General features: G+C 73.3%; 19 protein-coding genes and 1 pseudogene. 10 read left to right on the top strand and 10 right to left on the bottom strand.

Features of this window, described 5'->3' with window-relative positions; all coding sequences use genetic code 11:
* Positions 1-286: pseudogene (locus PSR1_RS12060) on the top strand (PEGA domain-containing protein); the annotation flags it as partial.
* Between the two features lie 9 nt (positions 287-295).
* Here PSR1_RS12060 and PSR1_RS12055 read toward each other — a convergent pair.
* The 3 genes from PSR1_RS12055 to PSR1_RS12045 all read right to left on the bottom strand — a co-directional run bounded on the left by PSR1_RS12055 (position 296) and on the right by PSR1_RS12045 (position 3,960).
* Positions 296-787, bottom strand: coding sequence for a peptidylprolyl isomerase (locus PSR1_RS12055; protein WP_059437813.1), 492 nt, complete (start codon positions 785-787; stop codon positions 296-298).
* Positions 788-897: 110 nt separating this feature from the next.
* Positions 898-3,183, bottom strand: a complete 2,286-nt coding sequence (locus PSR1_RS12050) for a glutamine amidotransferase (protein WP_059437812.1) — start codon at positions 3,181-3,183, stop codon at positions 898-900.
* 6 nt (positions 3,184-3,189) lie between these two features.
* Positions 3,190-3,960, bottom strand: coding sequence for a DUF4159 domain-containing protein (locus tag PSR1_RS12045; protein WP_059437811.1), 771 nt, complete (start codon positions 3,958-3,960; stop codon positions 3,190-3,192).
* A 132-nt stretch (positions 3,961-4,092) separates the two neighbouring features.
* Here PSR1_RS12045 and PSR1_RS12040 point away from each other — a divergent pair, with 132 nt between their 5' ends.
* Together PSR1_RS12040 and PSR1_RS12035 are read left to right on the top strand one after the other, a co-directional pair.
* Positions 4,093-4,350 (top strand): hypothetical protein, encoded by a 258-nt coding sequence (locus PSR1_RS12040; protein WP_059437810.1) that lies wholly within the window; start codon positions 4,093-4,095, stop codon positions 4,348-4,350.
* Positions 4,351-4,358: 8 nt separating this feature from the next.
* Entirely contained in the window at positions 4,359-5,009 is a 651-nt protein-coding gene (locus tag PSR1_RS12035; RefSeq protein WP_237757933.1) for a hypothetical protein, read from the top strand.
* A 10-nt stretch (positions 5,010-5,019) separates the two neighbouring features.
* Here the strand turns inward: PSR1_RS12035 and PSR1_RS12030 are convergent, their stop codons facing one another.
* The gene (locus tag PSR1_RS12030) at positions 5,020-5,988 is read right to left on the bottom strand and encodes an RNA polymerase sigma factor RpoD/SigA (protein ID WP_059437808.1); all 969 of its coding nucleotides are present in this window, start codon (positions 5,986-5,988) and stop codon (positions 5,020-5,022) included.
* 207 nt (positions 5,989-6,195) lie between these two features.
* Here PSR1_RS12030 and PSR1_RS12025 point away from each other — a divergent pair, with 207 nt between their 5' ends.
* Positions 6,196-8,082 carry a DEAD/DEAH box helicase gene (locus tag PSR1_RS12025; RefSeq protein WP_059437807.1) on the top strand — a complete coding sequence of 629 codons (1,887 nt, stop codon included), beginning with the start codon at positions 6,196-6,198 and terminating at the stop codon, positions 8,080-8,082.
* Between the two features lie 76 nt (positions 8,083-8,158).
* Complete coding sequence (locus tag PSR1_RS12020; RefSeq protein ID WP_059437806.1) at positions 8,159-9,472, top strand: PAS domain S-box protein; 1,314 nt, start codon at positions 8,159-8,161, stop codon at positions 9,470-9,472.
* On the opposite strand, the gene PSR1_RS12015 is transcribed toward PSR1_RS12020, so the two are convergent.
* The 6 genes from PSR1_RS12015 to ruvX form a co-directional block, all read right to left on the bottom strand.
* Positions 9,469-10,791, bottom strand: a complete 1,323-nt coding sequence (locus PSR1_RS12015; RefSeq protein ID WP_059437805.1) for a M23 family metallopeptidase — start codon at positions 10,789-10,791, stop codon at positions 9,469-9,471. The two genes, PSR1_RS12020 and PSR1_RS12015, sit on opposite strands and share 4 nt — an antisense overlap.
* Positions 10,792-10,851: 60 nt before the next feature.
* Entirely contained in the window at positions 10,852-12,351 is a 1,500-nt protein-coding gene (locus tag PSR1_RS12010) for a SpoVR family protein (RefSeq protein ID WP_059437804.1), read from the bottom strand.
* Between the two features lie 6 nt (positions 12,352-12,357).
* The gene (locus tag PSR1_RS12005) at positions 12,358-13,464 is read right to left on the bottom strand and encodes a DUF444 family protein (protein WP_059437803.1); all 1,107 of its coding nucleotides are present in this window, start codon (positions 13,462-13,464) and stop codon (positions 12,358-12,360) included.
* Positions 13,465-13,488: 24 nt separating this feature from the next.
* Positions 13,489-15,561 (bottom strand): PrkA family serine protein kinase, encoded by a 2,073-nt coding sequence (locus PSR1_RS12000; RefSeq protein WP_059437802.1) that lies wholly within the window; start codon positions 15,559-15,561, stop codon positions 13,489-13,491.
* Between the two features lie 178 nt (positions 15,562-15,739).
* Positions 15,740-16,771 carry an endolytic transglycosylase MltG gene (mltG, locus tag PSR1_RS11995; protein WP_059437801.1) on the bottom strand — a complete coding sequence of 344 codons (1,032 nt, stop codon included), beginning with the start codon at positions 16,769-16,771 and terminating at the stop codon, positions 15,740-15,742.
* Positions 16,768-17,181 (bottom strand): Holliday junction resolvase RuvX, encoded by a 414-nt coding sequence (gene ruvX, locus PSR1_RS11990; RefSeq protein WP_059437800.1) that lies wholly within the window; start codon positions 17,179-17,181, stop codon positions 16,768-16,770. The genes mltG and ruvX overlap by 4 nt, the downstream gene beginning before the upstream one ends.
* Before the next feature lie 189 nt (positions 17,182-17,370).
* Here ruvX and PSR1_RS11985 point away from each other — a divergent pair, with 189 nt between their 5' ends.
* The 5 genes from PSR1_RS11985 to PSR1_RS11965 form a co-directional block, all read left to right on the top strand.
* Positions 17,371-18,261: a hypothetical protein gene (locus tag PSR1_RS11985; protein WP_059437799.1), complete on the top strand. Its 891-nt coding sequence runs from the start codon at positions 17,371-17,373 to the stop codon at positions 18,259-18,261.
* Positions 18,262-18,269: 8 nt separating this feature from the next.
* The gene (locus PSR1_RS11980) at positions 18,270-18,695 is read left to right on the top strand and encodes a tetratricopeptide repeat protein (RefSeq protein WP_059437798.1); all 426 of its coding nucleotides are present in this window, start codon (positions 18,270-18,272) and stop codon (positions 18,693-18,695) included.
* Positions 18,696-18,871: 176 nt separating this feature from the next.
* A complete protein-coding gene (locus PSR1_RS11975) occupies positions 18,872-19,072 on the top strand; it encodes a cold-shock protein (protein WP_011420292.1) in 201 nt (66 codons plus the stop codon).
* A gap of 102 nt (positions 19,073-19,174) precedes the next feature.
* Positions 19,175-19,396, top strand: a complete 222-nt coding sequence (gene infA, locus PSR1_RS11970) for a translation initiation factor IF-1 (protein WP_059437797.1) — start codon at positions 19,175-19,177, stop codon at positions 19,394-19,396.
* Between the two features lie 73 nt (positions 19,397-19,469).
* On the top strand, positions 19,470-20,402 hold a 933-nt coding region (locus tag PSR1_RS11965), incomplete at its 3' end, for a heparan-alpha-glucosaminide N-acetyltransferase domain-containing protein (protein WP_059437814.1).

Here is a 20,402-nt window from a genome sequence, read left to right as displayed (position 1 = left end):
GCTGCGCAACGCGGCCGAGGGCGTGGACGTGCAGAAGCGCGTCACCGCGCGCGGGCCGGGCACGCCGGTGCGCTTCGCGCTCGGGCGCGGCGTGCTCGCCGTCACCGCGCCGCCGGGCACCGAGGTCCGGGTGGACGGGCGGCACGTCGGCCAGGGGAGCGTGAAGGTCCAGCTCTGGGAGGGGGCCCACCAGGTGGAGGCCCGCCTCGGCGAGGCCCGCGTGCAGGAGCGCTTCGAGCTGCGGCCGAACGAGACCTGGACCTACGCGGTGACGCCGACGCCGTGAGGGCCGGCGTCAGTGCTCGTGCCCGTGGCCCTCGGGGCCATGGGCGTGACCGTGCTCCAGCTCCTCCGCGGTGGCGGCGCGGACGTCCCGCACCTTCACGTCGAAGTGCAGCGTCTTGCCGGCGAGCGGGTGGTTGAGGTCGATCACCACCGACTCCGGCTTCACCTCGCGGATCGCGAACGGCACCGGCTCGCCGTCCGCGCCCTCGGCGGTCAGCTCCATCCCGACCTGCGGGTCGAAGCCGGGCGGGAACGCCTTGCGCGGCACCTCCTGCACGCCGCGCGGATCGTGCTCGCCGTAGCCGTCGGCCGGCGCGACCACCACCGTGCGCGACTCGCCCACGTCCGCGCCCTCGAGCGCCGACTCCAGGCCCGGGACGATCTGCCCCTCGCCGTGGAGGTAGGTGAGCGGCTCGCCGGGCTCGGACTGGTCCACGACCTTCCCGTCCCCGAGGTGCAGCGAGTAATCGAGGCCGACGACGCTGCCCTTCGCGATCTTCATGGGCCCTCCTGAGGCCGTGGAGCTCGGGACGGCGGTGCGCCTCCCTGCGGCCGGTATTTCCCGGCCGGGGCCGCCTGGCAAGGAAATACGACGGTGGGCCCGCCGCCCGCCTACCAGTAGCCCCACCGCCGGCGGAGCACCCACTCGGCCGTCAGCACCGCCGCGAGGCCCGCCAGCGTCCACCAGCGATCCCAGATCGGCACCGCCTTCCGGCGGCCGATCTCGACCACCTCGGGGTCGGCGAGCGCGAGGTCGGGCAGGTCGCCGCCGGGCAGCGCGGAGTACGCGCCGCCGGTCGCCTCGGCCACGGCCTGCAGGAGCTCCGGCCGCGGCGCAGCGTCGGCGTCCTCCGGCCCGGCGCCGCGCACCGCCACCGCGGCGCTGGCCGGGTCGGCGACGCCCTCGGCGCGCGAGACCACCCGGTAGGCGCCCGGGCCGGGCGGCACCAGCTCGATCCGCGCCGTCCCGTCCTCGCCCGCCACCGCCTCGCCGTGCGCCACCGTGCGCCCGTCCTCGGAGACCAGGTCCGCGGAGACCTTCTTCCCGGCCGCGGGGCCCCAGTCCGGCCCGCGCGCGGTGACGGTGAGCCCCACCGGCGCGCCGGGCTCGACCGACGGCGCGTCGGGCTCCACCTGCAGCGGCCCGAGGGACGGATCCCGCACCAGCCAGCGCAGCGCGCCGTTCCAGAAGCGCAGGTAGGCGCGGTTGCCCTGGCCGCCCTCGGCGGCGAGGAAGCCCCAGCGCCAGGTGGCGTCGGTGGCGACCGCGAGCGTGCGCCCCTGGCCCACCTCGCGCACCGCCACCAGCGGCGCCGCGCGGCCGCCCACGCTCACCGCGGGCGCCTCGAGCAGCACCGACGCGCCCGCGCCCGGCGGCAGCGCGCGGGTGAGGTTGACCGCGGTGACCGGCGGCAGGCTCGCCCAGGCGGCCTCGTTCGGCGCCTCGCCCGGCGCGAGCGCCGTGACGGGGTGCCGCTTGCCCTCGGCCGTCAGCCGCGGCCGGAACTCGCCCTCCGCCTCGCTGGTGCCGTCGAGCGGGGCGACCGGGAGCACCTCGGCGAGCGGCGTCTGCCCGTAGCGCCCGTCGCCGAAGCTCTGCTCGCCGCCCACCATGGCGAGCGCGCCGCCGCCGCGCACGTAGTCGCGCAGGTTCGGCAGGTAGCGGTCGATCTCGAGGCCGCGGTAGGGGCCGTAGGCGAAGTCCACGAACAGCACCGCGTCGAAGGTCCGGAGCTGCTCGCCGAAGATCTCCGCCACGGGGAACGGGATGAGCGAGAGGTCCTCCTGCGGCCCGGGCTGGTCGGCGTTGGTCCGCAGGATGAAGAAGCTCACCAGGTCCACGTTGGGATCCTGCTTCAGCAGCCCGCGCAGGAACCGCACGTCCCAGCTCGGCCGGCCCGCCACCATCAGCACGCGGACGCGATCGCGGATGACGCGGAGCACGAACGAGCGCTGGTTGTTCTCGGTGACCGCCTCGCCGGGCAGCACCGGCGCGGCCACGGTGAACACGAAGGTGCCGGTCTGGTCGGGCGCGAAGGAGAGGGGCACCGAGTAGCGCTCCTTCCCCGGCTCGAGGCGCACCGTGGCCTGCGCCACCACCGCGCCCTCGCGCCGGAGCACCACGCGGACGTCCTGGGCCTCGAGGCCGCGCGCGCGCAGCGTCGCCTCGACGGTCACGGTGTTGCGGACGAACGCGAAGTCGTCCACCGCCACGCGCTCCACCGCCAGGTCGCGCGGCGCGCTCCGCCCCACCGCGACCGCGCTCACCGGCACGCCCAGCGCGCGCAGCCGGGCGCGGGTGGCGCCGGAGAGCCCGTCGGCGAGCGCCGCGTTGTCCGCGCCGTCGGACACCACCAGCGCGCCGGCCAGCCGGCGGCTGGACGCGCCCGCGCCCGACGTCACCGCCTCGAGCGCGCCGAGCAGGTCGGTGCGGCCGGCGGCGGGCTCGAGGCCGCGCACCGCCTGCGCCGGGTCCACCGGCGCCACCTCGCCGCCGAAGCCGTACCACTCGAGGTCCACCCGGTCGGCGAGCCGCTCCAGCTCGGCCCGGTGGTCGCGCAGGAACGCGCCGGCCGCGGCCGCGCGCGAGGGCCCGCCCGGCTCGAGCGGGAACGCCATCGAGCGCGACGCGTCCACCAGCACCGCGAACCGGTTGCGCACCCGCGCCGTCTGGAGCAGCTCCAGCGCGGGCTCGGCGAGCAGCGCCAGCGCCAGCACCGCCGCCAGCGCGCGGAGCGCGACGAGCGCGGCCTTGCGTGCGCGCCGCGCCTCGCCGGCGAGGCCGCGCCAGGCGAGCGCGATCGAGGCGAGCGCCGCCAGGCCGAGCAGGGCGAGCGCCCAGGCCGGCAGCGGCGTGAGGGCGGTGAGCCGCCAGGCGTTGAAGGTCCCGCCGTCCACCGCCGCCTAGCTCCGCCGCCGGAGGATGAACGGCAGGTGCACCGCGTCGTCCTTGTAGTCGGTGCAGAGCGCATACATCGCCAGGTTCACGCCGGTGCGGAACGCCGCCTCGCGCTGCGCCTCGCCGCCGGGGGTGCACGGGTACTCCCAGTCGCCCAGCTCGCTCCGCGCCCAGGCGCCGCCCAGGTCGTTCTGCGAGTAGACCACCGCCAGCCGCCCGTCGATGGCCTGCGCCTCCACCCACGGCTTCACCAGCACGCGGCCGCCCTGCCGGTCCAGCAGGTAGAACGTCTTGTGGAGCACGTGCTCGCGCGCCACCGGCTGCAGCGGCGAGGCGGGCAGGACCTGCGCGAGCTCGCGCCGCACCGCCGCGTCGAAGCCGGTCCCGTCCGACGCGTCGGCCGAGTCCACCAGCAGGAACCCGCCGTACATGAGGTGGCGCCGGAGCGCGGCCCGCTCCGCCTCGGAGAACGGGGGCAGCCCGCCGGAGCCGGCCAGGTAGAGCATGGGGTGGCGGTGCAGGCCGGGGCGATCGAGCCGGACCGGCACCGCGTCGGCGGCGGGCTCGATCGAGGTCCGGCGGCCCAGCTCCCAGCCGAGCCGGCGCAGCGCGGTGGGCCGCGGGTTCCAGTTGCCCCCGTGCTGGACGTGGCCGATCTGGAGCATCGCGTCCGGGGTGAGCGCGCGCGCGCCGCGGGGCAGCGCGGCCGCGACGGCCGCGGCGGCGGCGCCCTGCAGGAACCGTCGGCGCGAGATGGGGCGCGGTGGGCGGAGCATCGGGTGGGCCAGCGTCGCCGGCGGCCGGACCGCGCCGCGGGCCCTCACAGTCTAGGCCGGGTCGCGCCGGGAAGCCCGCACAACCCGCGCCGTGGCGGGGCCCGGCGGAGGCCCGTGCTACAGTCCGCCGCCATGTCGCGCAGGGACAGGGGTCGCATCGGCCCGGGCGGGCGGATCGGCGAGCTGCTGGAGGCGGGCGACCACCGGGGCGCCGCCCTCGAGGCGCGGCGCGTGCTGGCGGATCCGGGCGCGGGCGAGCCGGCCCGGCGGGCGGCCGGCGACGCGCTGGCCTCCCTGCGGCCGGACCCGGCCGCGGTGGCGGTCGGGGCCGCCGGCGTGCTCGTCGCCGTCGCGCTGACGCTCTGGACCGTGCTGGGGGCGGGCCGGTGACGCCTGCGATGGCGGCGGCCGTGCCGGGCGGCCCGGTGGGTGACGCGCTGGCCGGGCTGGTGCGGGTGGCGCTGGCGGCCCGCGCGTTCGGCTGGCCGCTGGGGCTGGCCCTCGTGGTGGTGGGCCTCGCGGCCCTGGCCGCCTCGGACCGGCTGCGGCGCCCCGCCGCGGCGGTGGGGGGCGCCGTGGTCGGTGCGCTGGCCGCGCTGGCGGCCCGGCGGCTCCTCGGCCCCCAGCTCGAGCTCTCCGCGCTCGCCTCGGCCGGGCTGGGCGCGGCGGTGCTGGGCGCGGCCTGCGCGGCGATGCCGCCGCTCTTCCCGGCCGCGGCCGGGGCGCTCGCCGGCGCCCTGGCCGGGGTTCACCTGCCCATCGGCGGACGGGCGGCGGTCGGGGCCGGGCTCGGGGCGCTCGCGGCGGCGCTGCTCGCGCTGGCCGCGTCGCGCGCCGTCGCGGTGGTGCTGTGCGCGCTGGCGGGCGGCCTCGCGCTCGGGGTCGGGCTGCTGGCGGCCGCGGGGACGCGGCCGATCGCCTCGGAGCTGGCGATCCGGCCGTTCGCGCTGCTCGGGTTCGCGGTGGTGGCGGGCGTGGCGGGCGCGGCGTTCCAGCTCGCGCGCGGCGCCGCCGCGGCGCGTCCGCGGCCGGGCGCGCTGCGAGACTAGCGCCGGCGGGTCAGGACTCCGGCGGCCCGAGCAGCTCGAAGTCCGGGATCTCGGCGCGCAGGAACTCGCGCAGCCGGCCGGTCAGCTTGGCCTCGATCTGGCGGGCGCGCTCGCGGGTGAGCCGGAAGTGGTCGCCCACCTCCTGCAGCGTGAGCGGCGGCGTGCCGTCGGGCGGGAGGAGGCGGTGCTCGAAGATGTACCGCTCCTTCTCGTCGGTGAGCGTCCCGGAGAACGCGTCGAGCTTCTCGCGGAAGATCCGCCGGAGCTGCTCGTCGCCGAGCGCCGCGTCGGGCGAGGGGCCGCCGTCGTCGGCCAGCCGGTCGAGGCGGTTCTGGCGCCCGTCGTCGCCCTCGGTGCCGACCGGCGCGTCCAGCGAGAGGTCGTCCGCGGCCATGCGGGCGCTCATCTCCTCCACGTCCTTCTCCTCGACCTGGAGGTTCTTCGCGAGCAGCCGCGGCGTCGGCTCGATCCCGCGCGCGAGCAGCTTCTCGCGCTCCTTGGAGAGGTTGAAGAAGAGCTTGCGCTGCGCCTGGGTGGTCCCGAGCTTCACCAGGCGCCAGTTCTCCATGATGAAGCGGATGATGTACGCGCGGATCCACCACGCCGCGTAGGACGAGAGCTTCACGCCCTTCCACGGGTCGTACTTCTTCACCGCCTGCATCAGCCCCAGGTTGCCCTCCTGGACGAGGTCCAGGAGCTGGAACGCGGTGCGGCGGTACTCGTGGGCGATCTTCACCACGAGTCGCAGGTTGGACGCGACCAGGCGGTAGGCGGCGTCCACGTCGCCGGTCTCGCGGTACTGGACGGCGAGCGCGTGCTCCTCGTCCCGCGAGAGCACCGGGTGGCGCGCCACCTCCGCCATGTACGCGCGGAGCGGGTCGTAGCGGACCAGCCCGCCCTCGGAGCGGTCGCGCGCAGCCCCGGCGGCCGGGAGTGCCGGGCGGCCCTTCGTGGAGCGGTGGCGCGTCTCGTCCGACATGGGGAGTCCGGGCTGCCACGGGAACTGGCGGCCGCGCAAGGGCGTTGTGATATAGGTGTCGCGCCTCGCGCGCAAGGCGCGAGACGACACGTCGGCGCATGGCGGTTTTCGCGGAGCGGCGCGGGCCCCGATCACGCATCGGGGCTGGCGCGGTACCAGGCGAGCCCGCCATGCGTCGCTCCCAACTCCAACGGAGTGAGTGACAGCATGGAAGAAGTCCACGGCGAGGCGCCCTCGGCGGCGCCCTCTGACTACGTCTCCGAGGCCTCGTTCGACGACATGGGGCTCTCGGAGCCGGTGCGGCGCGCGGTCGCGGAGCACGGCTACACGAAGCCGACCCCGGTCCAGTCCGCGACGTTCCGGCCCATCCGCGACGGCAAGGACGTGATCGTCCGGTCCAAGACCGGCACCGGCAAGACCGCCGCGTTCACGATCCCCATCCTCGAGCGCATCCCCGACGGCCGCCGCAAGCCGTCGGCGCTCGTCATGTGCCCGACCCGCGAGCTCGCCATCCAGGTGGCCGAGGAGGTCACCGCGCTGGCGAAGCACCGCGACCTCGGCGTGGTGACGATCTACGGCGGCGCGTCGATGGGCGACCAGCTCGACAAGCTGAAGGCCGGCGCGGAGATCGTGGTCGGCACGCCCGGCCGCATCTACGACCACATCCGCCGCAAGACGCTCCGGCTCGAGGAGGTGATGGTCTGCTGCCTCGACGAGGCCGACGAGATGCTGAACATGGGGTTCTTCGAGGAGGTGACGCGCATCCTCGACCACCTCCCCGCGGACGTGCAGCAGCTGCTCTTCTCCGCCACCGTCCCGGCGGACATCGAGCAGATCATCCACGACTACCTGAGCGACCCGGAGACGATCCTGCTCTCCGGCGACGAGTACAAGGTCGAGAACATCCACAACGTGATGTACCCGACCGTGGACGCGTACCCGAAGCCGCGCAACCTCCTCTACATGATCGGCATGGAGGAGCCGGAGGCGGCGATCATCTTCTGCAACACGCGCAGCGACACCTCGCTCGTCACCGCGGTGCTGAACCGCAACGGCTACGACGCCGAGCTGCTGAACGGCGACCTGCCGCAGAAGGAGCGCGAGCGGGTGATGGCGAAGGTGAAGCGCGGCGAGGTCCGCTTCATGGTCGCGACCGACATCGCGGCCCGCGGCATCGACATCTCCGACCTCTCGCACGTGATCAACTACTCGCTGCCCGAGGACCCGGCGGTGTTCCTGCACCGGGTCGGCCGCACCGGCCGCATCGGGAAGAAGGGCACCAGCCTCTCGCTCGTGTCCGGCGCGGACCTGCACACGCTCACCGCGCTCCAGAAGAAGTACGAGATCGTCTTCGAGAAGAAGGCGCTCCCGACGCCCGAGGAGGCGCGGAAGATCTGGACCGACCGCCACGTCGCGGTGCTGAAGGACGCGATGAGCGCCTCGATCTTCGAGGCCTACATCCCGCTCGCCCAGGAGCTGCGCAACCGGCCCGACGGCGAGTACCTGATCTCCTTCGCGCTCAAGTACTTCTTCACGCACCAGCGCATGGAGAAGGCGCAGGACCGCGAGAAGGCCGAGCACAAGCGCACCGAGCACGAACGCCGCGTGCAGCCCGAGACCCGCGCGGCCGGCGAGGGCCGGCGCGAGGGCGGGGAGGGGCGGCGCGAAGGCGGCCGGGAGCGCTCGCGCGACCGCGGCCGCGAGCGGGATCGCGGTGAACGCGGCCGCCGCGGCGGGCGCGATCGCGATCGCGAGGCCCCGGCCGGCGTCCGGGCGGAGTCCCCCGCGGCGCCGAACGGCGAGGGCACCCCGGCGGTCGAGGTGGCCGCCGAGGGCGGCGCGCCGGCGGCGCCCCAGCGCGCCCGCGTGTTCCTGACGCTCGGCGAGCAGGACGGCGCGGACGAGGCCAGGGTGCGCGAGGCGCTCCGGGCGCTCGCGCCGGAGCTCGAGCCGGTGGGCGTGGAGGTGCGCCGGTCGCACAGCTACGTCGACGTCCCGCCCGCCGCGCTGGAGGCCACCGTGGCCGCCCTCGACGGCAAGGAGTGGAACGGCAAGAAGCTCGCCGCCGAGAAGGCGCGCCGCCGGCGTCGCTGACCCGGAGGCGGCAGGGACGCCACGCGTCCGTGGGGCTTGGGGGTACACCCCGGATCGGTATGATCCGGAGACCCCCATGCCCTTCGCCACCACCCCCGAGCTGCTGCGCGAGCTCGCCACGCTGTACCGACGCATCGCGGAGCTCGAGGCCGGCGCCGGCATGCGCGCAGGCTCCGGCGCGCCGGCGGACGCCGCCCGCGAGGTCGATCACCTCGGCGACGGCCTGCACGCCGCGGTGGCCGAGTTCTCCGACGACGTCATCGGCGTCCTCACCCCCGCCGCCGACATCCTCTACGTCAGCGACGGGATCGAGCGGCTCCTCGGCTACCGCGCCGGCGAGCTCGTCGGCCGCAACGCCTGGGCGTTCGTGGAGCCCGAGGACGTCGCCAGCATGGCGAGCGCGCGATCCACGCCGCTCGACGACGGCGTGCCCATCGAGGTCCGGGCGCGCCACGCCGACGGCTCGGTCCGCTGGCTCGAGTTCGCGGCGCGGGCCTGGCCGCGGGGCGCGCCGCGCCTCATCGTGGCGCGCTGGCGCGACGCCCAGCGCCACCGCCAGCCGTCCGCGGCCGGCTCGGACGAGGCGAGGCGCGCGGCGGAGCTGCGCCGCAGCGCCGCGGTGGCGCGCATCTCCCAGCTCGCGCTCGGGCTCCCCGAGGTGCAGGACGTGCTCGACGCGGCCGCCGCGCTGGCGGCGTCGGCGCTCGGGCTCTCGGCGGGCGCGTTCCTGGAGGTGGCCGACGGCGGGCTGCGCGTGCGCGCGGCCTCGGGCTTCCCCGGCGACGCGCGCGGGCGCGGCGTGCCGAGCGTGATGACGCTGGCGGGGCTGGCGCACGCGAGCGGCGCGCCGGCCCGGGCGCCGGACCTGGCCCGGGACGGCCGGCTCGCGGACGCGCTGCTCGCCTCGGCGGGCGCCGGCTGCGCGCTGGCGGTGCCGGTGCGCGGGAGCGGGCGCGCCCACGGCGTCCTGCTGGTGGCCGGCCCGGCGCCCCGCGCGTTCGAGCGCGAGGAGCTGAGCTTCCTCGAGACGGTCGCGAACGTGGTGGCCACCGCGGTGGACGCCCGGGCCGCGGCCGAGGCGCTGCGCGGGCGCGAGCGGCTGGCGCGCGCCGTGTTCGCGAGCGCGCGCGACGGGATGATCATCGTGGACGGGGAGGGGCGCTGCGTGGACGCGAACCCGGCCGCGGAGCGGCTGCTGGGGGCGTCGCTCGACGCGCTGCGCGGGCGTCGCCCGGCGGACGTGCTCCAGACCGCGCTCGACCTGTCCGGCGCCGACGCCGGCCAGGGCGTGGCGACGGTGGCGACGCCCAGCGGCGCGCGCGCGCTGGAGTGGGCGCTCGTGCCCGGGATCCTCCCCGGGCTCTCGCTGGCGGTGCTGCGGGGGCGCTAGTTGAGCGCCACCGGCTCGCCGGCCAGGCTGGCCCGCACGGGCGCGATCTTCTCGGCGAAGTCGGCGGCCCACTTCGCGGGGATGGGCGCGTCGCGCGGGATCTGCAGGCGGAGCGGGTTCACGAAGGACCCGCCGCGCTTCACCGCGAAGTGCAGGTGCGGGCCGGTCGAGAGGCCGGTGGAGCCCACGTACCCGATCACCTGCTTCTGCGAGACCGCCTTCCCGGCCGAGACCGCGACGGCGGAGAGGTGGCAGTAGACCGACTCCAGGCCGTTGCGGTGCTTCAGCACCACCGCCTTGCCGCAGCCGCCCTTCCAGCCGGCCTCGCGGACCTGGCCGTCGCCGACCGCCCAGACCGGCGTGCCGGTGGGCGCGCCGTAGTCCACGCCCTGGTGGGCGCGGACGTAGCCGAGGAGCGGGTGGTTGCGCATCCCGAAGCCGGAGGTGACGCGCGCGAGCTTGAGCGGCGACTTCAGGAAGCCGCGCCGCGCGCTGTTGCCGTTCTCGTCGTAGTAGCTGGTGTGGCCGTCCGGATCGGTGTAGCGGAACAGCCGCTTGCGGCCGGCCGCCTCGCCCTTGTACTCGGCCGCCAGCACCTCGCCGTAGCGGAGCAGCTTGCCGTCGGCGAGCACCTTCTCGACCACCATGGTCATGGCGTCGCCGGCGCGGACGTCCTGGTAGAAGTCCACGTCCCAGGCCAGCACGTCGGAGGCGAGCACCGCCAGCTCCGGATCCTCGCCGGCGCGCTCCAGCGACGCCCACAGCGAGCCCTCCACCTTCACCGCCACCCGCGCCACCTCGGTGGTCAGCTCGACCGGGCGCTTGCGGGCCTCGAAGGAGCCGTCCTCCTTGCGCTCCACCGTCCACTCGTCCGCCGGGCCCTGCCGGTAGCTGAACCGGTGCAGCTCGCCGTCGTCGTCGCGGCGCTCCACCCGGAGCTGGTCGCCGGGGCGGGCGCGGTGGAACGGGAACAGGCCCTTCAGCGAGGCCACCACCGCGTTCACCTGCGCCATCGGGACGTCGAGCTTCACGAGCGCCTGCGCCAGCGTCTGGTTGCGGGCGAGCCGCACCGTCACCGCCCGGAACCGCTCCGCCGGCGTGGGCTTGTGCGGGGCGAGCGTGGCGGTGGTGGGCGCGGGCACCATGGCCGCGGCCTCGGGCGCCGCGGCGACGGGCGCGGCCGGCGTGCCGGGCACGGTGCGGAGGCCGCCGGCGGCGCCGGCGAGCGCGACGATCAGGATGGCGAGGAAGCCGGCGCCGGCGAGGAGCACGGGGAGGCGGCGGCGGCGAGGGGCGTCGTCGAAGCGAGGTACTTGCATCGGCGCGGGAATCTAGCAGGCGAGGAAAGGAACCGGAAGCTCCGAGTCGACCACCTCGGCCTACAGGTCGGCACGCCGGTCCGAGTGCTCCTTGCCGTCGAACCGGAAGATGGTGCCCCGGCCCTCCACCTTCGTGTGGAGGTTGACCGGCCTGCGCCACAGGGACTGCACGTGGCGGAGGGTGTCGCGGGCGTAGTCGAGCTTCAGGTCCACCCCGTCGTGCTTGTGCACCAGGTAGAGCTCGCCCCGGTTCTCCCAGTTGCCGTCCTCGACGGCGATGAGCGGCTGCCCGAAGTTGGTGAGCATGTGGAGGAGCTTCTCCTTCACCTTGCGGAACTCGCGCTCCATGATCTCCCACCGCTGGTGCTTCTCGTTGTAGCCGAAGGTGAAGAGCCGCTGCTGGATGCAGAACTCCAGGCTGAGGAACTCGTCGATGAAGGTGACGTCGTTGTAGTGCTTGCGCACCTCGAAGATCTTCTCGCGCCCCACCCCGAGCTGCTTGTCCCAGTGCTTGCGCGCCACGAAGGAGTCGCACTCGTCGTACTCCTTCCCGAAGCGCCCCTTGTTCCAGCGGTCCTCGATGTCCCGCCACAGCTCCACCCCGAGCTTGTAGGGGTTGAGCTGGCCGGGGTGGGTGGCGAGCGTGCCGGAGTGGTGGTCGGCGTAGTCGATGACCTCGGAGGCGTCGAGCGCCTTCTCGGTCATGATCTTGGAGTGCCAGTAGGTGGCCCACCCCTCGTTCATGATCTTGGTCTGGCCCTGCGGCGCGAAGTAGTAGGCCTCCTCGCGGATGATCGAGAGCACGTCGTGCTCCCAGCGCTCCAGCGGCGCGTGCTCGAGGAGGAACAGCAGCACGTCGCGCTCGGGCCGCTCCGGGAACTTCTTCTTGCGCGCGGCCTCCTCGTCCAGCTTGCGCTGCTGCTCCTGCATGAACTCGCGCGGGTTGATGTACTCGCGCATGTACTCGCGCTCGGTCTTGAACCCCTGCGCCACCTGGCGCTCCGCGCCCTCGCCCTCGACGCCGGGCCGGTCGGGCCGCCGCTTCACGTACGGTGACTGGTAGTCGATCAGGTTCTCGATGGAGAGGCAGCGGTCGATGAAGTCCTCGACCAGCTCGACCCCGAGCTTGTCCTGGTAGCGGCGCACGCGGGTGGCGTGGTTCGCCATCTGGTCCATCATCTTCCGGTTGGTGTGCCGGAACATGAAGTTGTTCTTGAAGAAGTCCACGTGCCCGAAGACGTGGGCCATCACCAGCTTCTGGTCCACGTCCATGTTGGACTCGAGCAGGTACGCGTACGAGGGGTCGTTGTTGATGACCATCTCGTAGATCTTCGAGAGCCCGTACTCGTAGCCCTTCGACAGCCGCTCGTAGTCCATCCCGAAGCGCCAGTGCGGGTAGCGGTTCGGGAAGCCGCCGTACGCGGCCACCATGTTGATCTCGTCGAACCCGAGCACCTCGAAGACGGTGTCGAAGAAGTCGAGCCCGTAGGCGCGCGCGTACCCCTCCACGCGGTTGCGGATGTCGTGCAGGTGCGAGGGGAGCTGGGTGTGCTTGTCCATGCGCGCCTACTTCCCGGTGCCGAGGAACGTCTTGATGGAGGCGTAGATGGCGTCCTTGTCGGCGATCTCGGAGAGCGCCACGTTCTCGCGCGGGCCGACGGACTCCTTCAGGTCCTTGATGAACTGGCCGGAGCCGTACGGGCTCTCGACCTGGCCGTAGCAGAACAGGTTCACCGCCGGGAGGATGCGCTTCTGCAGCAGCTCCACGCACAGGCGGGTGTCGTCGGCGCTCCAGTTGTCGCCGTCGGAGAAGTGGAACGGGTACACGTTCCAGGAGGTGGGCGCGTACTCGGTCTCGATCATCTCGAGCGCGAGCTTGTAGGCGGACGAGATCATCGTCCCGCCCGACTCGCGCGTGTGGAAGAACGTGTCGCGGTCCACCTCGCGCGCCACCGCGTCGTGGATGATGTAGCGGCTCTCCAGGCCCTTGTAGTGCTTCCGCAGCCAGGTATCGATCCAGAAGGACTCGATGCGGACGATCTCCTTCTGCTCGTCGCCCATCGAGCCCGAGACGTCCATCATGTAGATGACGACCGCGTTGGTCTCGGGGAGCGGCACCTGCTTCCAGGTGCGGTAGCGGCGGTCCTCGCGCACCGGGACGATCACCGGGCGGCGCCAGTTGTACGAGCCGCTCGCGATCTGGCGCCGCAGCGCCTGCTTGTAGGTGCGCTTGAAGTGGCGCAGCGACTCCGGGCCGCTCGGCGCGACCCCGGTGTACTTGAGGCGCGTGGCGATGATGCGGTCCTTGCCGCGCGGCTCGATGCGGGGGAGGGCGAGCTCCTCGCCGAGGATGTCGGCCAGCTCGTCGAGCGGGACGTCCACCTCGAGGAGGTGCTGCCCCTCGCCCTGGCCGGCCTGCCCGCTCCCGGCCTGCCCGTCGCCGGGCGAGAGCGGATCGCCCGGCTCGCCCTCTCCCTGGCCGACGCCGCCCTGCGAGCGCTCGCCGAAGCGGAAGTGCGGGATGTCGATGGTCGGGATCGGGATGGTGATGAAGTCCTTCCCCTTCTTCCCGACCATCTCTCCCTTCTGGACGTACTTCTTGAGGTTGCTCTTGATCCGGCCGCGCACGATGTCGCGGAAGCGGGCGTGGTCCTGCTTGATCTTCAGGGACATGGTCGGCGGCCCGTCCCTTGGCCGCTAGTCCTTCGCGTCGCCGCGCGCGAAGATCGAGGCGACGAAGTTGAGGACGTCGGTCGAGCACACCTCGCAGTAGCCGTAGTTCTTGATGAGCCGCTGCTTCACCACGTCGATCTTCTCCTGCGTCTCCCGGTCCACCACCGAGGCCACCAGGTTCTTCAGCTTGATCGAGTCCTTCTGGTCCTCGAACAGCTTCAGCTCGAGCGCCTTGTGCAGCCGCTCGTTGGTCCGGTAGTTGAACGTCTTCCCCTCGATGGCGAGCGCGCCGATGTAGTTCATGATCTCGCGGCGGAAGTCGTCCTTCCGGCTCTCCGCGATGTCGATCTTCTCCTCGATCGACCGCATCAGCCGCTCGTCGGGCTCCTCGTACTGGCCGGTGTACTTGTTGCGGACCTTCTCGCGCTGCGTGTACGCCTTGATGTTGTCGATGTAGTTCGCGCAGAGCTTGGTGATCGCGTCCTCGTCCGCGCTGATGGCGCGCTGGACCTCGTTCTTCACCACGTCCTCGTACTCGCGCTTCACGTCGGTGAGCAGCTCGCGGAAGCGCTTGCGCTGCTCCTCCGAGGAGATGAGCGAGTGCTGCCGCAGCCCGGCCTCCAGCTCGTTCAGCACCATGAACGGGTTCACGCACCCGTCGCCCTTGTCCGAGACCAGCGCGTTCGAGATCTTGTCCTGCACGTAGCGGGGGCTGATGCCCTCCATGCCCTCGCGCATCGCCTCCTTGCGCAGCTCCTTGATGTTGTCCTCGGTGAAGTTCGGCAGCGACTTGCCGTTGTAGAGCTTCAGCTTCTGGACCAGCGTGAGGTTGTGCTTCTTCGGCTCCTCGAGCCGGGTGAGCACGCCCCACATCGCGGCCATCTCCAGCGTGTGCGGCGCGATGTGCTTCCCGCGGATCTTGTGGCTGTTGTAGTCGCGCTCGTAGATCTTCACCTCCTCGTCGAGGCGGGAGATGTACGGGATGTCGATCTTGACCGTGCGGTCCCGGAGCGCCTCCATGAACTCGTTCGACTGGAGCTTCTTGTACTCGGGCTCGTTGGTGTGCCCGACGATGACCTCGTCGATGTCGGTCTGCGGGAACTTCTTCGGCTTGATCTTGTGCTCCTGCGTGGCGCCGAGCAGGTCGTAGAGGAAGGCCACGTCGAGCTTCAGGATCTCCACGAACTCGATGATGCCGCGGTTCGCGATGTTGAACTCGCCGTCGAAGTTGAACGCGCGCGGGTCGGAGTCGGAGCCGTACTCGGCGATCTTCCGGTAGTTGATGTCGCCGGTGAGCTCGGTCGAGTCCTGGTTCTTCTCGTCCTTCGGCTGGAACGTGCCGATGCCGACGCGGTCCTTCTCGGAGAGGATGAGCCGGCGCACGCGCACGTGCTGCATCACCTTCTCCCAGTCGCCCTTGTACTCCGTCATCAGGTCCTTGAAGACGAAGCGGCAGGCCGGGCACAGGTCGCCGGTGTCCGGGATGGCGTAGCCGCCCTCGGGCGCCGCCAGCTCGGCGATCACCTTGCCGCGCCACTCGTGCGGGACGAGGTGCAGCGGCTCCTCGTGCATGGGGCAGGGCATGACCTCGCGGCGCTTCTGGCCGTCGAGGTTGGTGCGCTCGATGTCCCACGCGAACGTGTAGAGCGCGCCCTCCGCGGTCTTGGAGTACGCCTCGAGCCCCTTCTTGAGCAGGCGCGCGATGGTGGACTTGGACGAGCCCACCGGGCCGTGCAGCAGGATGACGCGCTTCTCGGTGCCGTAGCCCTGCGCCGCGCTCTTGAACACGTTCACGAGCTTCATGAGCGCGATGTCGAGCCCGTAGATCGCGTCCTTCCCGCCGAAGTCCGGGTCGGTGAAGAAGTTGTACCGGATGAGCTTCTTCTTGTTGTCGATGTACTCGGTCTTCCCGTGCGACAGGATCATGTCGTAGACGCGCTGGAAGGCCGTGCGGGTGACCTTGGGGTTCTGCCGCACGATCCCGAGGTAGTCCTCGAACGAACCCTCCCAGTGCTGCTCCGAGTACCCCTGCCGGTCCTGCAGGGCCGCGATCCGGTTCACCCAACCCGTCGTCGTCATTTCCCGAGGCTCGCGCATCTCGCTCCTCTGTATCTGGGCTCGGCGCACGCGCGCCGACCCAAGGAGCATAAGGAGCGGAGGAGCGGGCTGCAGACCGCGGGCCCGCCGGCGGGCGCACGCCCAATTGGGCCTGCGAGCAGGCGACGGGGCGGGTCCCCCCGTGCGCGGCACCGGCCGGCGGAGGGCGGCGCGCCGATCAGCGGGCGCGGCGGAAGAACTCGACCTGCCACGCGCGCACGGCGGCGTTGTGGCAGGCGAGCGTCGGGCAGAACACGTGGGTGCCGTCGTTGCGCGACACGAAGTAGAGGTCGGAGCAGGTGGCCGGCGCGAGCGCCGCCTGCAGCGCCGCGGCGCCCGCGTTCGCGATCGGCCCGGGCGGCAGCCCCGCCGTCGTGTACGTGTTGTAGGGGTGGGTCGCCAGCAGGTCGGCCTTGGTGATGTTCTTCGACCAGCGGCCGGTGCGCAGCAGGGTGGCGTACATGACCGTCGGGTCGGTCCCGAGCCGCATCCCGAGCCGCAGCCGGTTGTGGAACACGCAGGCGATGCGGGCGCGCTCCGCCGGCTGCCCGGTCTCCTTCTCGACGATCGAGGCGAGCGTCGCGGCCTCGCCCATGCTCAGCGTCACGCCCGGCCTCCGGGCGGCGTCGGCGCGCGCGTACTCCTCCTTGAACCGCTCCACCATCTCCTCGGCGATGGTGCGGGCGGAGACGCCGCGCGCGAACGTGTAGGTGTCCGGGAAGAGGAAGCCCTCCAGGTTGGCGTAGGGGAGCCCGAGCGCGCGCGCGGTGCCGGGATCGTGCGCCACCGCGGCGAAGTCCTCGGCGCGCGCGAGGCCGCTGCGCCCGACGATCTCCGCGATCTCGTCCATGCGCAGGCCCTCGGGCACGGTGAAGCGGTAGAGCTTCACCTGGCCCTGGTAGACCTTCTCCAGCACCTGGTCCGGGGTGAGCGGGCCGGAGAACGCGTACTCGCCCGCGCGGAGCCGGCGCGCGTCGCGCTTCACCCACCGGAAATAGCGCCAGGCCCGCGTCTCGTCGGAGAGCACGCCCGACTGGGCCAGCGAGCGGATCACCGCGCGCGCCGGCGCGCCGCTCGGCACCACCACCGTCTTCTCCTCGGCGCTGCCGTACGCCGTCGCCCGGAACGACTGCAGGTCGCGCCAGGCGAGCGCCGCCCAGGCGGCCGCCGCCAGCGCGAGGAGCACGAGCAGGGTGACGAGCTTCCTCATGGCGCCCTCCGGTCCAGCCAGCCCTGCAGGATGACCGCCGCGGCCTCGGCGTCCACCTGGCCGCGCTGCTCGCGGGCCGAGAGGCCGCGCGCGCGCAGGCGGGACTCCGCCTCGAAGGAGGAGAGCCGCTCGTCGAACAGCTCGACCGGCACGCCGAGCGCCGCCTCCAGGCGCGGCGCGAAACCCCGGGCCAGGCGCGCCGACGGGCCCTCGGTGCCGTCCATGTTGAGCGGGAGCCCCACCACTGCGCGCGTGACCTCGTAGTCGCGGGCCACCTCGGCGATGGCGGCCAGGTCCTCGGCCTCCCCGCGCCGGACCACCGTGGTGACGGCGCGGGCGGTCCGCAGGATCTCGTCGGCCACGGCGAGGCCGATCCGGACCCGCCCCAGGTCGACGCCGAGCGTGCGCATGGCGCGGCAATCTAGGCGCCGTCCGCGCCCGGGTCAAACGGTCCGCGCCCCGTCCCGGCGGGCTCCGCCGCGGCCTCTCGCCCCGCGCAACCGCGCGGGATCCGGGCGCCCGGGGCTGGCACGCGGCGCGCTCGTGGGAGCGGCGGGCGCCGCGAGGCGCACCGCCCACCCCATCCGAAAGGAACCCAGATGATCCCCTCCGTCCGCACCGGCGCCGCGCTGCTCTCGCAGGGCGCCGCGCTCGCCACCGATCTCGCCCAGGTCGCCGCTCCGCGCACCGCCGGGGCCGCCACCACCGCCGGCGTGGGGAAGGGCGGCGCCGTGATCGCCGCCGCGGCGGCCGCGCTCCCCTCGGCGAAGAAGGCGTCGGCCAGGAAGACGCGGCGGAGCTCCGGGACGGGCTACGCCTCCGGCTCGAAGGGGACCTCGAAGTCCGGGGCCGCGAAGAAGCCGTCGTCCTCGCGGTCCACCGGCGCGCTCGCGTTCCTCGACGATCCGAGGCTCTCGATCGAGGAGAAGCTGTTCCGCTTCATGATGTACGTGCAGGACCGCTTCGACCGGGACGTCGAGCAGAAGATGAAGGAGGCGGCGGGGAAGGCCTCCGGCACCGGCGGCTCGTCGGGCGCGAAGAAGAAGAAGGGTGGGCCGTTCGCGAAGCTGGCGGGCGCGCTCAAGACCGCGTTCCCGGCCCTCGGCATGTCGATGGAGCTCCTGAACGACAAGAACGTCCAGGCGCTGGTGAAGACGCTCGGCGGCCCTGCGCTCGCGGCGGGCGCCGCCGCGATGGGCTTCCCGGGGCTCGCGCCGGTGCTCGCCAAGGCCGGCCCGCAGCTCGCGGGCGTGGCGTTCGACCTGGCCGCGGCGTTCAAGGAGGCGCCGGCGAGCGGCTCGACGGGCGGCTCCAGCACCGGCGGCTCCGGCAGCACCGGCTCGGCGGACTCGCCGGAGATCGACCGCAAGAAGATGATGGAGCTGCAGTACGCGATGGAGAAGCAGAAGGAGATGTTCACCCTCGTCTCCAACGTCCTCCGCTCGCTGCACGACATGAAGATGTCGGCGGTGCACAACATCCGCTCCTGAGGCCCGCCATGGACGACGCGATCGAGACCGCGGCCGAGGGGCGCACGCCCACGCTGGCCGAGGTGCAGGGGATGACCCAGGAGCTGGGCGACGCCATCGCCGCGCTGGCGGAGGCGGAGCTGGAGGCGGGCCGGGTGGAGACCGCCCGGGCCATCCTGGAGGGGCTGGTGGTGACGAACCACGAGGACGCGGCGGCCTGGGCGCTGCTGGCCTCCGCGCACCGGCGGCTGGGCCAGCCGCTCGCGGCCCGGTTCTGCGCCGAGGTGGCCGTGCGGCTCGCCCCGGCCGATCCGTGGATCCGGCTGGCCCGGGCGGAGGCCTTGCTGGCCGATCCGGGCGGCCGGGACGAGGCGCGCGGCGAGCTCGCGGCGCTGGTCGCCGACGGAGAGGTCGGAGGCCGTGCGCGCGCGCTCCGCGCCGCGCTCGGAGAGTGAAGGTGCGCGCGCGTGGCGGACCCAACAAGTCCACTTTTTCCGCACGGTTGGGGCACCACGTCCCCTTGACGGTCCCTGTAGGTTTCGGGGATATTTCGCGGCCGAGTCGAGGGTCCGTGCCCCACGACTCCGCGGGCCGGCGGTCGGCCCGGGACACACGAAGGAAGCGTGAAGCGATGGCACTTGGTACCGTGAAGTGGTTCAACGACGCGAAGGGCTACGGTTTCATCTCCCAGGAGGGCGGGGAGGACGTCTTCGTTCACCACACGGCCATTCAGATGGATGGCTTCCGCACCCTGAAGGAGGGGGAGCGGGTGGAGTTCGACGTCACCCAGGGCCCGAAGGGGCTTCAGGCGGCGAACGTCCGCCGTCCGTAGAGCATCCGGTCCGCTGGGTGACGAGCGGCCTCGGGTGACCGAGGCCGCTCGCGCTTATGAACCGGGCCCGCGGGAGCCCGGGCGCGTGCTGAGAGAGGTCCGATGAGCGAGAAGGAAGCCGGCATCGAGGTCCAGGGCACCGTCGAGGAGGCGCTCGCCGGTGGCATGTACCGGGTCAAGGTGGACCAGGGCCCCGTCGTCCTCGCGTACGCGTCGGGCAAGATGAAGAAGTTCCACATCCGCATCATCCCCGGCGACCGCGTGAAGCTCGAGCTGTCGCCCTACGACCTCACGCGCGGCCGCATCACCTACCGCGACAAGTGACCGCCGGGCCGCCCCGGCCGACCGCACCGCCTCCGGCGCCCCCCGCACCCCCCCCGGCCCCGGCGCCGCCCCCGTGACCCCCCCCCGACGCAAGCTATGGCTCGACTGGCAGCGCGGCCTCGCCGTCCTGTTCATGGTCGAGGTGCACGTGCTCGACGCCTGGCTCGCGCCCGCCGCGGCGCACGGCCACGGCTTCGGCGCGCTGCGCATGCTGGGCGGCCTCGCCGCGCCGGGCTTCCTCTACATGGCGGGCCTCTCGCAGTCGCTCGGCGACGCCGCGCTGGAGCGCAAGGGCGTCGCGCCGGCCGCGCGCCGGTCGGCCGCGCTGCGCCGGGCGCTGTGGCTGCTCGGCGTCGCCTACGGCTTCCGCGCGGTGGAGTACCTGCTCGGCTACGCGCCCGCGCTCTGGCACGGCTGGTGGGACTCGGCCTGGGCCGGCCTCGGCGACGTGCTGAAGGTGGACATCCTCAACGTCATCGCCGTCGGCCTGGGGCTGTCGGCGCTGCTCACCATCGGCGTGCCGCGCCGGCTCGGGCCCGCGCTCGCGGCGCTGGCGGCGGTCGCGGTGGTGCTCGCCACGCCGGGCGTGGCGGGGACGGCGCACGCGCCCAGCCGGCTGCTCGACTACGTCTACATCGCGTCGGCGGACCTGGGCCGGCGCGGGAACTTCCACCTGTTCAACTGGGTTGCCTTCCTGCTCGCCGGCGCCGCCCTCGCGCCCCTGGCGCGCGGCCCGGACCGCCCGCTCCTGTGGCTCGCGCTCGGGGCGGCGCTCCTCGGCGCGGGGCTCGCGCTCGACGTGCGCGCGCCGCTGCGCGGCGACGCGTTCTGGCGCGCCTCGCCGGCCTGGTTCGCGATGCGGCTCGGCGCGTGCGTGGCGCTCACCGGGCTCACCCAGCTCATCCCGCTCGCGGCGGAGCGGGCGCTGCGCTGGCTCACGGTGCTCGGGCGGCAGTCGCTCGTCGGGTACATCGCCTCGGTCGAGCTGACCTACGGCGGCCTGGCG

Origin of the sequence: Anaeromyxobacter sp. PSR-1, from assembly GCF_000964525.1 — a bacterium.
Lineage (GTDB): Bacteria > Myxococcota > Myxococcia > Myxococcales > Anaeromyxobacteraceae > Anaeromyxobacter.
This window is presented reverse-complemented; position numbering and strand designations above follow the sequence as displayed.

Bases quoted from the DNA above. Each gene is read 5' to 3' on its own strand.
- infA (WP_059437797.1), top strand. From the start codon at position 19,175: ATGAGCGAGAAGGAAGCCGGCATCGAGGTCCAGGGCACCGTCGAGGAG.
- PSR1_RS12005 (WP_059437803.1), bottom strand. From the start codon at position 13,464: ATGTCCCTGAAGATCAAGCAGGACCACGCCCGCTTCCGCGACATCGTG.
- PSR1_RS12030 (WP_059437808.1), bottom strand. From the start codon at position 5,988: ATGTCGGACGAGACGCGCCACCGCTCCACGAAGGGCCGCCCGGCACTC.
- PSR1_RS12010 (WP_059437804.1), bottom strand. From the start codon at position 12,351: ATGGACAAGCACACCCAGCTCCCCTCGCACCTGCACGACATCCGCAAC.
- PSR1_RS11975 (WP_011420292.1), top strand. From the start codon at position 18,872: ATGGCACTTGGTACCGTGAAGTGGTTCAACGACGCGAAGGGCTACGGT.
- PSR1_RS12040 (WP_059437810.1), top strand. From the start codon at position 4,093: ATGTCGCGCAGGGACAGGGGTCGCATCGGCCCGGGCGGGCGGATCGGC.
- PSR1_RS12025 (WP_059437807.1), top strand. From the start codon at position 6,196: ATGGAAGAAGTCCACGGCGAGGCGCCCTCGGCGGCGCCCTCTGACTAC.
- PSR1_RS12000 (WP_059437802.1), bottom strand. From the start codon at position 15,561: ATGCGCGAGCCTCGGGAAATGACGACGACGGGTTGGGTGAACCGGATC.
- PSR1_RS11980 (WP_059437798.1), top strand. From the start codon at position 18,270: ATGGACGACGCGATCGAGACCGCGGCCGAGGGGCGCACGCCCACGCTG.
- PSR1_RS12055 (WP_059437813.1), bottom strand. From the start codon at position 787: ATGAAGATCGCGAAGGGCAGCGTCGTCGGCCTCGATTACTCGCTGCAC.
- mltG (WP_059437801.1), bottom strand. From the start codon at position 16,771: ATGAGGAAGCTCGTCACCCTGCTCGTGCTCCTCGCGCTGGCGGCGGCC.
- PSR1_RS12045 (WP_059437811.1), bottom strand. From the start codon at position 3,960: ATGCTCCGCCCACCGCGCCCCATCTCGCGCCGACGGTTCCTGCAGGGC.
- PSR1_RS11985 (WP_059437799.1), top strand. From the start codon at position 17,371: ATGATCCCCTCCGTCCGCACCGGCGCCGCGCTGCTCTCGCAGGGCGCC.
- PSR1_RS12020 (WP_059437806.1), top strand. From the start codon at position 8,159: ATGCCCTTCGCCACCACCCCCGAGCTGCTGCGCGAGCTCGCCACGCTG.
- ruvX (WP_059437800.1), bottom strand. From the start codon at position 17,181: ATGCGCACGCTCGGCGTCGACCTGGGGCGGGTCCGGATCGGCCTCGCC.
- PSR1_RS12035 (WP_237757933.1), top strand. From the start codon at position 4,359: ATGGCGGCGGCCGTGCCGGGCGGCCCGGTGGGTGACGCGCTGGCCGGG.
- PSR1_RS12015 (WP_059437805.1), bottom strand. From the start codon at position 10,791: ATGCAAGTACCTCGCTTCGACGACGCCCCTCGCCGCCGCCGCCTCCCC.